The sequence below is a fragment of the Trinickia sp. genome, assembly GCF_051954495.1.
Lineage (GTDB): Bacteria > Pseudomonadota > Gammaproteobacteria > Burkholderiales > Burkholderiaceae > Trinickia.
Map to the genome: position 1 here is coordinate 1 of NZ_JBQCHR010000086.1, position 13,342 is coordinate 13,342.

At 63.9% G+C, this 13,342-nt stretch carries 13 protein-coding genes and 1 pseudogene; 12 read left to right on the forward strand and 2 right to left on the reverse strand.

Translation table 11 applies throughout. From position 1 onward, the window contains the following. Positions 1 to 250: 250 nt before the first annotated feature. The 4 genes from ACTHNR_RS11885 (at position 251) to ACTHNR_RS11900 (ending at position 4,627) form a co-directional block, all read left to right on the forward strand. Positions 251 to 1,111 carry a glucose 1-dehydrogenase gene (locus tag ACTHNR_RS11885; protein ID WP_440547817.1) on the forward strand — a complete coding sequence of 287 codons (861 nt, stop codon included), beginning with the start codon at positions 251 to 253 and terminating at the stop codon, positions 1,109 to 1,111. A 17-nt stretch (positions 1,112 to 1,128) separates the two neighbouring features. Further along, positions 1,129 to 3,324 (forward strand): VTT domain-containing protein, encoded by a 2,196-nt coding sequence (locus ACTHNR_RS11890; protein WP_440547818.1) that lies wholly within the window; start codon positions 1,129 to 1,131, stop codon positions 3,322 to 3,324. A gap of 80 nt (positions 3,325 to 3,404) precedes the next feature. Continuing rightward, positions 3,405 to 4,145 carry an endonuclease/exonuclease/phosphatase family protein gene (locus ACTHNR_RS11895; protein ID WP_440547870.1) on the forward strand — a complete coding sequence of 247 codons (741 nt, stop codon included), beginning with the start codon at positions 3,405 to 3,407 and terminating at the stop codon, positions 4,143 to 4,145. Then, positions 4,142 to 4,627, forward strand: coding sequence for a phage protein NinX family protein (locus tag ACTHNR_RS11900; protein WP_440547819.1), 486 nt, complete (start codon positions 4,142 to 4,144; stop codon positions 4,625 to 4,627). The genes ACTHNR_RS11895 and ACTHNR_RS11900 overlap by 4 nt, the downstream gene beginning before the upstream one ends. Positions 4,628 to 4,694: 67 nt before the next feature. On the opposite strand, the gene ACTHNR_RS11905 is transcribed toward ACTHNR_RS11900, so the two are convergent. Further along, positions 4,695 to 5,864 carry a metallophosphoesterase gene (locus ACTHNR_RS11905; RefSeq protein WP_440547820.1) on the reverse strand — a complete coding sequence of 390 codons (1,170 nt, stop codon included), beginning with the start codon at positions 5,862 to 5,864 and terminating at the stop codon, positions 4,695 to 4,697. A 226-nt stretch (positions 5,865 to 6,090) separates the two neighbouring features. Between ACTHNR_RS11905 and ACTHNR_RS11910 the strand changes: the two genes are divergently transcribed. Then, positions 6,091 to 6,411 (forward strand): hypothetical protein, encoded by a 321-nt coding sequence (locus tag ACTHNR_RS11910; protein WP_440547821.1) that lies wholly within the window; start codon positions 6,091 to 6,093, stop codon positions 6,409 to 6,411. Between the two features lie 92 nt (positions 6,412 to 6,503). Here the strand turns inward: ACTHNR_RS11910 and ACTHNR_RS11915 are convergent, their stop codons facing one another. Continuing rightward, positions 6,504 to 7,088, reverse strand: a complete 585-nt coding sequence (locus ACTHNR_RS11915; RefSeq protein ID WP_440547822.1) for a malonic semialdehyde reductase — start codon at positions 7,086 to 7,088, stop codon at positions 6,504 to 6,506. Positions 7,089 to 7,328: 240 nt separating this feature from the next. Here ACTHNR_RS11915 and ACTHNR_RS11920 point away from each other — a divergent pair, with 240 nt between their 5' ends. From ACTHNR_RS11920 to ACTHNR_RS11950, 7 genes and pseudogenes are all read left to right on the forward strand, one after another. Next, positions 7,329 to 7,931 (forward strand): alpha-ketoglutarate-dependent dioxygenase AlkB family protein, encoded by a 603-nt coding sequence (locus tag ACTHNR_RS11920; protein ID WP_440547871.1) that lies wholly within the window; start codon positions 7,329 to 7,331, stop codon positions 7,929 to 7,931. A gap of 351 nt (positions 7,932 to 8,282) precedes the next feature. Beyond that, positions 8,283 to 8,891, forward strand: a complete 609-nt coding sequence (locus ACTHNR_RS11925) for a hypothetical protein (protein ID WP_440547824.1) — start codon at positions 8,283 to 8,285, stop codon at positions 8,889 to 8,891. Positions 8,892 to 9,047: 156 nt separating this feature from the next. Then, positions 9,048 to 9,404, forward strand: a complete 357-nt coding sequence (locus ACTHNR_RS11930; RefSeq protein ID WP_440547825.1) for a DUF3564 domain-containing protein — start codon at positions 9,048 to 9,050, stop codon at positions 9,402 to 9,404. Positions 9,405 to 9,697: 293 nt separating this feature from the next. After that, positions 9,698 to 9,884 (forward strand): annotated as a pseudogene (locus ACTHNR_RS11935) (rubredoxin). Positions 9,885 to 10,247: 363 nt separating this feature from the next. After that, positions 10,248 to 11,363: a porin gene (locus tag ACTHNR_RS11940; RefSeq protein ID WP_440547826.1), complete on the forward strand. Its 1,116-nt coding sequence runs from the start codon at positions 10,248 to 10,250 to the stop codon at positions 11,361 to 11,363. A 285-nt stretch (positions 11,364 to 11,648) separates the two neighbouring features. Next, on the forward strand, positions 11,649 to 12,728 hold the full coding sequence (locus ACTHNR_RS11945; RefSeq protein WP_440547827.1) for an NAD(P)/FAD-dependent oxidoreductase: 1,080 nt from the start codon (positions 11,649 to 11,651) through the stop codon (positions 12,726 to 12,728). 109 nt (positions 12,729 to 12,837) lie between these two features. Then, positions 12,838 to 13,293: a universal stress protein gene (locus ACTHNR_RS11950; RefSeq protein WP_440547828.1), complete on the forward strand. Its 456-nt coding sequence runs from the start codon at positions 12,838 to 12,840 to the stop codon at positions 13,291 to 13,293. The last annotated feature ends 49 nt before the right edge of the window (positions 13,294 to 13,342 follow it).

Sequence of the window (13,342 nt, forward strand, 5' to 3'; positions counted from 1 at the left end):
CTTCCCATCCCGAACAGGACCGTGAAACGACTCCACGCCGATGATAGTGCGGATTGCCCGTGTGAAAGTAGGTAATCGTCAGGCTCCTCCCTCTGCGAACCCCCGACAGCCATAGCGCTCTCGGGGGTTTGTGTTTTTGCGCCGGCGAAAACTCCCTGAATAGTTCCGACCTTAACGTCGGGGCATGACCATTGCTCGACCTCCGTCGTTTTCGCTGCTTTCGCAGCGTGCCCAGACGCAGGAGTCGATCATGACCAGCAAACCGACACCACCATTGCCGGAGCAGCAGCAGGACCGCGTTCCCGGGCGGACGGCGCCCATGTCCCCACAGCCGGATCACGGAGAACAAAGTTATCAGGGCCACGGGCGCTTGTCCGGCAAGGCGGCCATCATCACGGGCGCGGACAGCGGCATCGGCCGTGCCGTCGCCATCGCCTTCGCGCGTGAAGGCGCGGATATCGTGATCGCGTACCTGGACGAACACGACGATGCCCGAGAAACGGCGCGGTGGGTGGAACAAGCGGGCCGCAAAGCCGTCCTCGTCCCCGGCGATCTCGCACAACGGCCCCAGGCACGCGCGATCGTCGACCGTGCTGTCGAAGCGTTCGGGCGCATCGATGTGCTCGTGAACAACGCGGCCCATCAGATGAATTACGAGACAGTCGAAGAGATCTCGGACGACGAATGGGACCGCACCTTCGATATCAACATCGGCGCGATGTTCCGCCTCGTGAAGGCGGCGCTGCCTCACATGAAATCGGGCGCGGCCATCATCAATACGACATCGGTCAACGCCGATAAGCCGCGGCCGACGCTGCTGCCTTATGCGACAACGAAGGGCGCGATTCAGAACTTCACGGGCGGTCTCGCGCAATTGTTGGCGCAGCGAGGCATACGATCGAACTGCGTCGCCCCCGGCCCGATTTGGACGCCGCTGATCCCGGCAACGCTGCCGCCGGATAACGTGAAGGAATTCGGCAAGCAAACGCCGATGAAACGGCCAGGTCAGCCTGCCGAACTGGCGCCTGTCTATGTAATGCTGGCGAGTGACGAGGCCAGCTACGTTTCGGGCGCGACGGTCGCCGTCACGGGCGGGGTGCCGATCATTTGACTTGCACGCGCATCGACATGACGAGCGCTACCGATTCGCAAGCCGAGGTTTGCGCGGGTTCTCCTGCCCGTGCGTTGCATGCCGAGCCAATTCGACATGGCGTGCTCGAGGTCGGGCGCAATTGCGATTCGATCTGTCGGGCCGATCGATTCGCACTCCTAATCGACGGGAGCGCCTATTTTTCCGTGCTGCGTGAAGCGCTGCAACGCGCGGAACGCACGATTTTCATCGTCGGGTGGGACATCGACAGTCGCATGCGATTAGTGCCCGAGGGTGCGCACGATGGCCTTCCCGAGGCGTTGGGCGATTTTCTGCAAAGCCTTTCCGCCATGCGCCGGCGTCTTCGCATCTACATCCTCGCGTGGGACTTCGCGATGATCTATGCGTTCGAGCGCGAGTGGATGCCCGTCTATCAAACGGGCTGGCGGTCGCACCGCGGCATTGTCTTTCGGCAAGACGGCACGCACCCGCGCGGCGCTTCGCATCACCAGAAACTCGTCGTCATCGACGACCGGTTAGCGTTCGTCGGCGGCTTGGACTTGACTCGATCGCGGTGGGATACGCCGCAACATCTGCCGGACGACGATCGTCGCCGCGATGCAAATGGGTTGCGGTATGGGCCGTTCCACGATGTGCAGGCCATGTTCGACGGCGAGGCCGCGAGCGCGGTGGGCGCGCTCGCGCGCGAGCGCTGGGAGCGTTCCTGCGGTAAGCGGGTGGCCGTGCGCGCACACCACGCCGTGGATCGCGACGCCGATCCGTGGCCACCTTCCGCGCAAGTGGAGCTGCGCGACGTCATGGTGGGTATCTCCCTGACCGAGCCGCCTTATCGTTCGCGCGACGCGGTCCAGCAGATCCGCGCGCTGACTGCCGACCTGATCGCCGCCGCCCGTCGCGATATCTATTTCGAAAACCAGTATTTCACGGCGGCCATCGTGCGCGAGGCGCTGTGTCCGCGCCTGTCCCAAGAGCGTGGGCCCGATGTGGCCGCAGTCGTGCCGCGCATGCAAAGCGGCTGGTTGCAGGAGGCGACGATGGGTGTCCTGCGCGCACGCTTGCATCGCGCGCTCGCCGATGCCGATAGGCATGGACGGTACCGCATGTACTGCCCGCACGTCGACGGCCTCGCCAATGGCTGCGTCAACGTACACAGCAAAGTGACGATCGTCGACGACAGCATACTTACCGTGGGCAGCGCCAACCTGAACAATCGGTCGATGGTGCTCGACACGGAATGCAACGTCACGATCGACGCAAACGGCGACGCCCGAGTACGCGAGGCGATCGCCGGCTGGCGCAATCGGCTCTTGGCGGAGCATCTCGACGTCGCGGAAAGCGACGTGGCGCGCGCGTTCGAGCCCGGGCGCCGAATCAATGCCGTCATCGATACCCTGAGGCGCGGCGAAGGCCGCACATTGACGCCGTTCACGCCGGTCATCACCGCCGACTTGGACGCGCTCGTGCCGCTCAATGCCTGGTTGGACCCGGAGCAGCCGATCGAGCCGGATGCGCTCGTGCGCGAGTTCGTTCCCCAGGAGCGGCACAAGTCGATGACCGCGCGGTTTCTGATCCTGGGGGCGTTCGTGCTGATCCTGGCTGCAATGGCGCTCGTGTGGCGATTCACGTCGCTCGGCGCGCACATGAATCTGAGCGAGCTGGCGCGGCTCATTCGCCGAGTCGATGCACTGCCGTTCGCCCCCGTGGCCGTGCTGACGGGCTATGTGCTTGCCGCCGTCGTGTCCGTGCCGATCACATTGCTGATTGCCGCAACGGGGCTGGTTTTCGGTGCGTGGCCCGGCATCGGCTATGCATTGGGCGGCACGTTGCTCTCGGCGATTGCAACGTACGGCCTCGGCTTCTTGCTGGGCCGCGACGTCGTTCGCCGTTTCGCCGGGGCGCGCGCAAACCGGCTCAGCGAGCGGATCGGCGAACGCGGGATCGTGACCGTCGTCGTACTGCGCCTGCTGCCCATCGCTCCGTTTACGATCGTCAACCTCGTGGCCGGCGCCTCGCATATCCGCCTGCGCGACTATTTGATCGGATCCATTCTTGGGATGGTGCCGGGTATTCTGTTGACGGTGACTTTCGCGCATCAACTGCTGGAGGCGATTCGACATCCGGACGCGGGTTCGGTGGCGACGATGTTTGCCATCGGGTTGGCGCTCGTCGGTATATCCGTGTTCTTGCAGCGCTGGCTGGGGCGACGCAAGTGAATGCAAATTTCAACGAGCATCTGGACACAGGCGCGCAGGTCGTATCGGAAGCCGACGAGCGCCCCGGTTTGGAGACGTCGATGCGCGAGAGCGTTCGCGAGCTGAAGATCGCGACCTACAACATACACGGCGGCCTGCCTGCTTGGACCTCGCAAGCGAAAAAGCAGATGGCCGCGCGCATCGCGCGGGTCATCGGCGAGATCGACGCCGACATCATCGCGATGCAAGAAGTGCCGCTCGGCGGATCGGAAACGCCAGACGTGCTGTCGCAGTTGCGCGAGGCGACAGGGCTATACGCGGTCGAGGGGCCGACGCTCGATACGCCGAAACGCCGCTACGGCAACGCGGTGCTATCGCGGTTTCCCATTCGCATGGCGCGCACGCTCGATTTGTCGTTTCATCGGCGCGAGCCGCGCGGCGCGCTCGATGCGGATGTCGATTGCGCCGGGCAACTGATACGCGTCGTGGCGACCCATCTAGGCCTGTCCGCCAGCGAGCGCAGCACGCAGGTGCGCACGTTGCTGGCCGCGTTCGACAATAGCGCGCTCCCGGTCATTCTGGTTGGGGACATCAACGAGTGGTTCGTGCGCGGGCGCGCGTTGCGCACGCTCGTGTCGCATTTCAGGCGCGCGCCGGCGCCTCGAACGTTCCCGACGTTTTGCCCGATTTTCGCGCTCGATCGGATATGGGTGCACCCGGGCGAGTGGCTGCTTAACGTGACCGTTCATCGCAGCGATCTGGCTCGGCGCGCGTCCGACCACTATCCGTTGGTTGCGCGCATACGTATGCCGGCGCCGAAAGCAAGGGAGGTTGAGCCATGAGGACGAGCGAACTCGAGGGGCGCACGCTCGATTACTGGTGCGCACGCGCATTGGCGGCGGACGAGGAGGAGGTGATCTTCATCCAAGTCGAGCCGAGCATCGTCGTGACGCTGACGCACGGCGCGTTGCGCAAGCTCGCGCAGCCGTTTTCGCCGGCCGAGGAATGGGGCGATGCGCTGGAAGTGCTGGAGCGCGCAAGCGAGCTGCAATGGACGCGCGACGAACGAAGCACGCGTTGCCGCGCGCGATTTGGCCAGGGTGCCTGGTGCGAGGCCGAGGGCCCGCATCCGCGCATTGCGTTGCTGCGTGCTTTCGTGCGCGGCCGGTTCGGCGAAGCCGTCGACGATTTTCCGGCCACGCCGCATGCGGTGCGCCATGGGCAAGTGCGCGACTACGATGCGGGCGGCGTGCCGCCGACGTACGGCGACAACGCAGGCGCGGACAGCGAGATCGGCAACATTCGATCCGTACCGCGGCCTTAGCCGCGTGAGTCGCTATCGCGCCCGGGTCCGCATCGACCGGACCGGGCGAGACGCGCATCCTTGGAGGTCAGAATTGACTTGCGCCCGCGTTGACGAGCCGAAGATGGGTTATTTCCGACGGCGCGCCAAGGCGTTTCGGCGGCCCCCAGTACCCGGTACCGCGGCTGGTGTAGACCCATAGCGCGTCGAGTCGCGCTAGCCCGGCGGTGAAGGGCTGCTGCAAACGGACGAAGAAATTCCACGGAAAGAATTGGCCGCCGTGCGTGTGCCCGGATAGTTGGAGCGTGTAGCCGGCCTCGACCGCCGCAAGCGCCGTGCGCGGCTGGTGCGCGAGGAGCAGCTTGATTCGTACATCGTCCGGCGCGTCGGCGAGCGCGGCTGCGGGGTCGCTGCGATGCGCTTTGTCGAACTGGCCCGCCGAGTAGTCGGTCACCCCGGCGACGATGAACCGCGTGCCATTGTGCTCGAGCACGACGTGTTCGTTTAGCAGGACGCGCAAGCCGAGCCGTTCGAATTCCGCGATCCATTGCGCCGCGCCGGAGTAGTACTCGTGGTTTCCGGTGACGAGATACGCGCCGTAGCGCGCGGTCAGTCTCTCCAGCGGCTTCGTATGATCGGCCAGCTGCGCGACGCTGCCGTCCACGATATCGCCGGTGACGGCAATGAGATCGGGCTCGAGACGGTTGACGGCGTCGACGATCGCATCGACGTAGCGGGCTTTGATCGTCGGCCCCACGTGCACGTCGCTGATCTGAACGATGGTCAGGCCGTCGAGTTCAGGGGGTAACTCCACGATCGGCACATCGACCGACACCACCCGCGCGCGGCGGCGTGCGTTGACGAACCCGATCAACGTCGAGAGCGCGGCCAGCGCCACCACGCCGACGGCCGTGTCGATCCGCCAGCGATCGAGCGAAAGCGCCCCGCGCCATAGCGCATCGATCGTGAGCGCGGATGCGAGCGCCACGTCGCGCAACAGCGTGAAGACGAGCAGCGACGAGAAGAAGCCCATATCCAGCAGGCCGATCCAGGCAATGCGATCGATGCTGGGCCGATGGTCGAACCGGCGCACGAGCATGCTCAACGGAATGAGGAAGCACGACGCGACGAGCGCAAGCGCGGCGATCGCCTTGACGGACATGCCGACCGGCAACTCCGGAATGAGTCGCAGGCCCACGTAAACGTGCAGCATCACGCCGATAACGATGGCGCGTGTGAAGAACGAGGAACGGCGCATAGACGAAAAAGGATCCGTAGAAAGCGGGTACGCCATCCAAGACGGACGAGCGCCGCGAATATTGTATCGGGGAGCCGCTCCACGTGCCGCGGGGGCGCTGAGCGTCGGACCTTGCACTGCGGGAAAGGTCGCGGTTTCCACGCCGGTGAAATCGGCCTAAGCTATGAGCATTCGTCGATCGGATTGCCGAATCGATCATGCCTTCGGAAACGAGAGGAGGCGAACGATGAAAGTCGAAAAATGGCCCCAGATTGGGCGCCGCCCGCACCACCTCGGGTACGAGGGCTGGCACGTCATGCTCCCGCTGGTCGTGATATCGCTCATGGCGCTGGGCGTCTACTACGGCGTGCGGCGCGCCGATCTGCTCGAAATCAGCCGCAATGCACTGTTCGACGTGGCAATGGTCTTCGTCGCGCTCGGCATTGCCGGCTTGTTCGGTGTCGTTGGCGCTTGGCTGCGCCGCGACGCGAGTGAGAACTGCGAAGGCTTTTGCTTCGTCGGCGCGTTGATCGGCGCGATCGTTTTTTACATCGCGTTGCTGGATTGATCGGCTAGGCGTGCAGCGAGGGCTTGTCCTGGGCCCCGCAGCACGGACGCGCCGAGCCGATTCAGCGGGGCGGATCGGTCAAGCGTGGATGCTCAAGCGATCCGTGCCGTTTCTTCGAACGACAAGCGCGGATGACGCGGGTGTAGCTTCGTACGGTCGCCGTAGCCGAGGTTGATCAGGAAGTTCGAACGAATCGTCGTTCCGGCGAAAAACGCCTCGTCCACTTTCCCCGCATCGAAACCCGACATGGGCCCCGCGTCGAGGCCCAGCGCCCGCGCGGCCATGATCAGGTAGGCGCCTTGCAGCGACGAATTGCGAAATGCCGTGGCGCGGATCGCGTCGTCGTGGCCGACGAACCAGCTGCGCGCGTCCGTATGCGGGAACAGCTTCGGCAGATGATCGTAGAACGCCATGTCCATGCCGACGATCACGGTGACCGGGGCCGCCATCGTTTTGTCGACGTTGCCGGCCGATAGCGCAGGCCGCAGCCTTTCCTTTGCGTCGGCCGTTTTGACGAAAACGAAGCGCCCAGGGCTCGAATTCGCCGAGGTCGGGCCGAGCACGGTCAATGCGACGATTTGCTCGAGCAGTGCATCGTCGACAGGTTTTGGCAGCCAGGCGCTGTGTGTGCGAGCTTCGTGGAAGAGCTGATCGAGTGCGTCGTCGGAAAGTGTCATGATCGCCGGTGTCGTAGGCGGAGCCCGAATGAAGAAGGGCTCCATGATAGCCACGACGGTCGCTTTTTGCTCAATGCCCGAATTCGAGCGCCCGCCGTCGGATGAAGCGGCAAGCTTCGGAAGGCGGACGGCCGATGCCGGCGATACAACGTTCGAGCAGGCGCGTTGAAAGTGTCAAACGATTGCATGAGCGGGGAGGGGAGCGCCGATGACGGTGCGGCATGAAGGTGGAGTTCGATGATCGACGATCTGTTTGGCGATGTACCCGACGTGGACGTCGACTGGCATCCGCACTGGCTCTCGCCCGAGGAGGCGTCGGTGGCGTTCGCGGCGCTCGTCGACGAGGTCCAATGGAAGCAAGACGTCATTCGCACGCCCGGCGGCGTCAAGCCGCTGCCTCGTCTCACGGCGTGGCAAGGCGACGCGGGGGCGGTCTATGTCTATTCGGGGATTCGAAACGAGCCGCTTGCGTGGACGCCTACTGTCCAAGCCTTGAAGGGGCTCGCCGAGGCGACCTGCCGAACGCGCTTCAACAGCGTGTTGCTGAATCGCTATCGCAGCGGGGAGGACAGCATGGGCTGGCACGCGGATCGCGAACCGGAGCTCGGCGCACAGCCGGTAATTGCCTCCGTCAGTTTGGGTGTCGCGCGCCGTTTCGATCTTCGGCACAACGAAACCGGACGGGTACGCGCGTTCGAACTCACGAGCGGCAGCTTGCTCGTCATGCGGGGGCACACCCAGCGCGAATGGCGGCACCGAGTCGCCAAAGCGCCGCGCCTACAAGGGGAGCGGATCAATCTCACGTTCCGCTTCGTGACGCCTCGCGCCGGCGTCGCGGAGTGATGAGTGGGGTAAGAAAAGGTGAAGAACGGGATGTCGAACTGGCTCACCTCGGTGTCGAGTTGCGAGGGACTTCCGTACCTAGGTGACCGTTTGCATTCGCGCTATAAATCTTATAAAAGTTTATGCGCATAAATTTTAAAAAGCGGTGGCGCTGGCCGTCCCTTGTTGCCGGGGATATGGCGGATCGTGCCGATACTCTCTCTTTTTGACGATCGTTGGCGCCTTTATGCTGAAGAGGTCGGCGCGGCGCTCGCCGGCGCCTTGGCTTGCATGCAGGCACGGCGCCCGATCGTGTGCCGCGCTCCACCGATGTCCGGGCGATCGCTTAGGACACCGAAGGAACGAGAACTCATGAAGATCATCCTTGGTACGAGCGCTACGTTGCTCGTCGTATCGTCGGCTGCCTTTGGCCAGCAACCCGCTGTGTATCCGCTGCGCAGCCAGAGCGCCGCGGCTCAGGGCGTCGATAGCGCCTATTGCTACTGGCAGGCAAAGCAACAGACGGGCGTCGACATGACGCGTTTGTCGCAAAGGCCGCCGCGGCAGAAAGCGGCCCGATTTGCCCCGGACGCAGGCCGAGGCGCGAGCGAGCCGCCGCTGCCGCCCCGGGCTGGCGCGCAAGCGGCAAAGGCGGGCGGCAACGCGCCATCCGCGAATGGCGCGTCTGTCCCGGCTGCAGCCCAGGCCACCCCTTCCTCCTCATCCGCAGCTAGCGTCGCTTCAGCTTCAGCTTCAGCTTCCGCGCCGGGCGCGGCCGGCCCTGCGTCGCCGCCGGCTCCGACCGCCGCCTCCGGCGCCGCCGGCCAGACCGGCAGCGTGGCCTCTGCGTCCGGTGTCCCCGCGGCGTCCGGCGCGGCTTCGACGAGTTTGCCGCCGCTGCCGCCGCCCGAACCGCCGATGGCGACTTATTGGCATGCTTACGGCGAATGCATGCGCTCGCGCGGTTACGGCGTGCAGTAGCGACCCGGACGTCTCGGCGCCTCCGCAGGGCTTCCCAGCTTGCCGCGTTTCCGTTTGGCCCGCCGGCGTGACGGCCGCTGCGACATTTGCTCCCTTGCAATCGACTCGTCGCGGCATAGACTTGATGTCTCGGCGGGTACCTTGGGGGAACAGGCAATGCGTTTGACCATTTTGATTAACGGTTCCGATCCAACCGTCAATCATGACTACGCGGTGCTTTGGCTCGATACGGAGGAGCGCGTTTGGTCCAGAGAATCGCATGACGGGATCGACCTTCCGCCGTGGGGCGAGTTGCGCGACGAAGGCGGGGTGACGCAGCTTTGCGCCCCGACGACCGAGCAGCCGCTTTGCATATTGCGCGGGCTGCACGTCGAGCGCGATTCGCCGACGGCGGCGCAGGGCGGAGCCCAGTGGGCGTCGTCGGGCAAACGAGCGCAAACCGACGGCGTTTGGCGCCTACAGGCCGTGGAAAAGCAGGCGGTGCGTCCGGAGCACAGCGTCTTCAGGCGGTGAATCCGCAACCGGTTCCGCATAGGGCGGGCCTCGGAAATGTTTTACCGTTCATTACGAAGTGCCCGAAGCGAATTTCGATTAGGTATATTCGGCCTTGGCTATCTCGAGGCCAACCCTCCTAGGCCCGTTCGGCGTTTCGCCGGCGGGCCGTCTTTTTGACTGTCTATTCCCACCTCGAACGCAAATCTCCTTGCCTCCCAAAACTGGGCGCTGCAATACCACTCACGTTTGGCAAAAATACGCGCGTTGACGCTATGCATTGAGTCGCGACCAACCTCGAGTAGCGATGCGAAATGAGTACACCGGCCGTCGAATCGCGAACCTGGATGTGCATCATCTGCGGATGGGTTTATTCCGAGGAAAACGGGCAGCCAGAGGATGGGAATCCCGCCGGGGACGCGCTGGGAGGATGTGCCTCGGTACTGGAAGCGCCCGGAGTGCGGCGTCGGCAAGGAGGAATTCGAGATGGTGCAGATTTGAATTCGCGTAATGCGCGTATCGGCGCACCTATGACGCCTTGATGAAAAACGTTGTTGTTTTGCAACTCCAAAGTCCTTTTCGGCTGCTCGCCGGACATGCCGACGATTGCTCATACCACGAAACAAATCCGTTCAAAAACAATGTTCTACGGGTTTATCCCAGATTGATTGTTTCTTTTTGAGCAAAAAGATGTTGCGGCCACCGCGTATACCCTACTTAGGGTCAACACGTAGACTCGGCGCTCATCGGACGGGTCAACCGTTTTGACGACGCAAACCGGGTTGGGCGTGGCGTCGGCTGGTCAATCCGTCCATTCCGAAGTCTGGCAGCAAGCCAGTTTTACAGAAGGGACTTCTCTCTAATATGAAAAAAACCCTGGTCGTCGCAGCGGTTTCCGCCTCTTTCGCAGTCGCCGCACACGCTCAAAGCAGCGTCACGCTCTATGGCGTGATCGATGCGGGTCTTACCTACACCAGCAACGTCGGCGGCAAGTCCGACTGGCAGCAAACGTCGGGCGGCGTCAGCCAAAGCCGCTTCGGTTTGAAGGGCTCTGAAGATCTGGGCAACGGCCTGAAGGCGATCTTCACGTTGGAAAGCGGCTTCAACCTGAATAACGGCCGCTACGGCAACAACGGCAGCGAGTTCAATCGTCAGTCGTTCGTCGGTCTGTCGAGCAACTACGGCACGGTTACGCTGGGTCGTCAGTACGACGCCGAGCAAGACTTCCTCGCGCCGTTGAGCGCAACGGGTAGCTGGGGCGGTACGTCGTTCGCCCACGTCGGCAACCTGGACAACCTGAACACGAACGGCGGCAACGCGGTCAACAACTCGATCAAGTTCACGAGCGCGAACTATGCGGGCTTCACGTTCGGCGGCACGTACGGCTTCTCGAACCAAGCAGGCGCGTTCGCGGATAACCGCGAGTACAGCCTCGGTGCGGCTTATCAGTTCCAGGGCCTGCGCGTGGCGGCTTCGTACGCTCAACTGAACAACCCGCTGAACAACACCGTCGGCGCGACGGACAATGTGGCTGCTGTCGCGAACGGCAACCTGCGTGCTCGTACTTACGGCGTCGGCGCTTCGTACGCATTCGGCCCGGCGCAAGTCGGCGCGCTGTGGACGCAAACGCGTCTCGACAACTTCGTGGCGGCACGGCAATCGCTGCGTCAAGACAACTACGAAGTCAACGCGAAGTACAACCTGACGCCGGCGCTCGGCTTGGGTGTGGCTTACACGTTCACGGACCAGCAAGGTGCGGGCGCGGCCAGCAACCTGTCGGCACGCTTCCACCAGATCGGTGCGCAAGCCGACTACTCGCTGTCCAAGCGCACGGACGTCTACGCTCAAGTCGTGTATCAGCACGCAAGCACGGCTTCGGGCGCGGCGATCTACAACGGTACGTTCGGTGGTCTGTCGTCGTCGGATAACCAAACGGCTGCCACGGTTGGCCTGCGTCACCGCTGCTACGCCCGCTTCTAAGCCGGCAGTATCGGTCAAACCGCCCGCCGGGCCCCCCGGCGGCGGCGCCCGTCGCGTGCGGATGAACCCCACGTTGTCAAGACGTGGGGTTTTTTGCGTTCAAGTTTTCCCCGCCGGATTCGCGATGGCGTTCCGACTTCTCCCTACTCGCTGCCGGGCCACTGCCGTCACTTCTTCGGGTTCTCCCTATACTTGTTTTTGTCAGGCGTGCATCGCCGCGTTCAGCCCGTGCACGTGCGACGCATCCGCATCGTTTAACGGAACGACATCAGCGAGGGAGTGACAGTGAGCGAAGAAGCGGCATCGACCGGCGAACAGACGTTTCGCACGGACGTCGTCATCATCGGCGCGGGCCCCGTCGGGCTGTTCGCGGCCTTCGAGGCGGGCGTCGTGGGCTTGTCTTGCCATATCGTCGACGCACTGGAGCAAGTCGGCGGACAATGCACCGAGCTGTATCCCGAGAAGCCGATTTTCGATATTCCCGCGGTGCCGATCTGCACGGCGCGGCAATTGATCGAACGCTTGATGGAGCAATGCAAGCCGTTCGCGCCGCCGATTCATCTCGGTCACCGCGTGATGCGCGTGGAGCGGCAAGAGGACACGGGGCGCTGGCTTGTCGCCACCGATCGCGGGCTCGTTTTCGACGCGGCGGCCGTGCTGCTGTCCGCCGGCAACGGAGCGTTCGTGCCGCAGCGTGTCAGTCTGCCCGAGGCGCAGGCGTTGGAAGGGCGGCACGTGCACTACGCGGTGCGCAAGCGGGCGATGTTCTCCGATCAACGCGTCGTGATCGCGGGCGGCGGCGACTCTGCGCTCGACTGGGCGTTGGCGCTACGGGGCCACGCGAAGCATGTGACGCTCGTGCATCGGCGCGACGCGTTTCGCGCCGCCGAGGCCACCGTGCAAGAGGTCAAACGCGCCGTGGCCGCCGGTCAGCTCGACCTCGTGATCGGCACCATCGCGGCGCTGAGCGAACGCGACGGCGCGTTGCGGTCGATCGACGTCAAGACGATCGGCGGGGGCGTCACGCTCGAGGCGGATCATTTGATCGCGTTGTATGGCCTGGTGGCGGATCTCGGGCCGATTGCCCAATGGGGGCTCGACGTGCGCGCCGGCCGTATTGCGGTGGACACGTCGTACTACGAGAGTTCGACGCCCGGCATCTTTGCCGTGGGCGACATTGCCACCTACCCGAACAAGCAAAAGCTCATTTTGTCGGGGTTTCATGAAGCGTCGCTCGCGTTGCGCAAGGCGTATACCTACGCGTTCCCCGATCAGAAACGGGTGCACGTTCACTCGAGCTACGACCCGAAACTCTCCGAACGCATATTAGGTGCGGCCGCGGCGGAGGAGGCGCCCAACTCGTAGTCTCGACAGTTGAACGAGCAAGGTGCGGTCACGATACGGCAGTTGGACTGTGAACGGTTTCGAGGTTGCCGCGCGCATGTCGCGCGCGGCTTAAGTCATGGAGGATCCCATGTACCAACGAATCTTAGTCCCCGTCGACGGCAGCGAGGGCGCGCTGCGCGCGCTCGACGAGGCGCTCAAGCTTGCGCGGCTTTCCAATGCGCAACTCCAGGCGGTCTACGTGCTGGTCCATCCCACGCAGGTGGTCGACGTATCGGCCGGCTTCGCCGAGCAGGTGCCGGTGCGCGATACGTCGAGCGAGACGGCCACGTCCGTGCTCGCGGAGGCGCGAGAGCGCATCGCGCCGTTCGGGGTGCAAGGCGCCGTGCGCGCCGTCGATGCGTATGGGGAGAGCGTGGCGGCGGTGCTCAAGCGCACCATCGACGAATTCGATGCCGACCTCGTCGTCATGTATTCGCACGGCCGCAGCGGAATTCGGCGGCTGTTCGCGGGCAGCGTGGCCGAATCGCTGTTGCACGATACGACCGTTCCGCTTTTGCTGCTGCGAAACGGGGACGAAGCGTAGGCGGCGGGGGGGCGGGGCGCCAGCTATGCGGGACCGCTATAATGTCGGG

What these genes read in the sequence shown, in the direction of transcription:
- ACTHNR_RS11950 (WP_440547828.1), top strand. Translation starts at nt 12,838, where the DNA reads ATGTACCAACGAATCTTAGTCCCCGTCGACGGCAGCGAGGGCGCGCTG.
- ACTHNR_RS11900 (WP_440547819.1), top strand. Translation starts at nt 4,142, where the DNA reads ATGAGGACGAGCGAACTCGAGGGGCGCACGCTCGATTACTGGTGCGCA.
- ACTHNR_RS11925 (WP_440547824.1), top strand. Translation starts at nt 8,283, where the DNA reads ATGAAGATCATCCTTGGTACGAGCGCTACGTTGCTCGTCGTATCGTCG.
- ACTHNR_RS11895 (WP_440547870.1), top strand. Translation starts at nt 3,405, where the DNA reads ATGCGCGAGAGCGTTCGCGAGCTGAAGATCGCGACCTACAACATACAC.
- ACTHNR_RS11915 (WP_440547822.1), bottom strand. Translation starts at nt 7,088, where the DNA reads ATGACACTTTCCGACGACGCACTCGATCAGCTCTTCCACGAAGCTCGC.
- ACTHNR_RS11910 (WP_440547821.1), top strand. Translation starts at nt 6,091, where the DNA reads ATGAAAGTCGAAAAATGGCCCCAGATTGGGCGCCGCCCGCACCACCTC.
- ACTHNR_RS11890 (WP_440547818.1), top strand. Translation starts at nt 1,129, where the DNA reads ATGACGAGCGCTACCGATTCGCAAGCCGAGGTTTGCGCGGGTTCTCCT.
- ACTHNR_RS11905 (WP_440547820.1), bottom strand. Translation starts at nt 5,864, where the DNA reads ATGCGCCGTTCCTCGTTCTTCACACGCGCCATCGTTATCGGCGTGATG.
- ACTHNR_RS11930 (WP_440547825.1), top strand. Translation starts at nt 9,048, where the DNA reads ATGCGTTTGACCATTTTGATTAACGGTTCCGATCCAACCGTCAATCAT.
- ACTHNR_RS11940 (WP_440547826.1), top strand. Translation starts at nt 10,248, where the DNA reads ATGAAAAAAACCCTGGTCGTCGCAGCGGTTTCCGCCTCTTTCGCAGTC.
- ACTHNR_RS11885 (WP_440547817.1), top strand. Translation starts at nt 251, where the DNA reads ATGACCAGCAAACCGACACCACCATTGCCGGAGCAGCAGCAGGACCGC.